Here is an 821-nt window from a genome sequence, read left to right on the forward strand (position 1 = left end):
TAATAAATACGTGTCGTTTATTGTCGAAACTCAGGTTCATACACATGTAAGCGGTACGAACCATGTTTATCTGGTGGATAATGATGTAATGCGCGAACTCACCACGGCGCGGTTTAAAGACCAGACCGGGAGCAGTTCACAAACTACAGAGTTAGCCGATTTCGGGCAGTTCATTATTAACCTGATTGAAATCCCGTTCAAAGTTCCGGCTAATCTGGCGGGTACGAAAACAGAAACAATCCGGTTAGGCAATCTGGATACTAAAGTTGATGCGTTGCCGTTCCTGACCGACCGCATTACTATTCCGATGGGTACGATTAAAACCCCGGCTCCGAATGGTAACATGCTGGACTTTGCGAATACTGTAACGATGTTACATTTGCCGTATGTCGCCCCGTTCGCAGTCGATACGCAATACGTTATCGGGGAATCGCTCACCGTGGAAATGTCTATTGATGCTTACACCGGAAAGGCGACTATTCTGTTAACGTCCTCAGCCATGCCGGGCGATGTGTTCTATCAGAAAGAGGTTGATTTGGGGATTAAGATTCCTTATGCAAACCTCCAGCGTATCGCCTCGGAAAATGACCGTATTGAAGTTGGCGGTGAAAATGGGGTTTCTATTCCGTTCATCGAGGTACTTAAAAATGATGCGGTGTTGCCGTACCGCCGTTTTAATGCTGTCGTTCCTGATGCTGGGTTATTGGTTCACTCTAACGGTTATCTGGAAGTTGACGAGATTGATTTGGTCACTGACGCATTGACCGACGAGAAACGCGAAATCATTCGCCTGATGAAAGACGGGGTAATCTTCAAATGAT

At 46.3% G+C, this 821-nt stretch carries 1 protein-coding gene; it reads left to right on the forward strand.

All coding sequences use genetic code 11. The features are described from left to right. Positions 1-820: hypothetical protein (locus tag N1032_RS24570; protein WP_259543138.1), on the forward strand; the 820-nt coding region annotated here is incomplete at its 5' end. Between the last annotated feature and the right edge of the window lies 1 nt (position 821).

Source organism: Herbiconiux daphne, from assembly GCF_024979295.1.
GTDB classification, from domain to species: domain Bacteria; phylum Actinomycetota; class Actinomycetes; order Actinomycetales; family Microbacteriaceae; genus Herbiconiux; species Herbiconiux daphnes.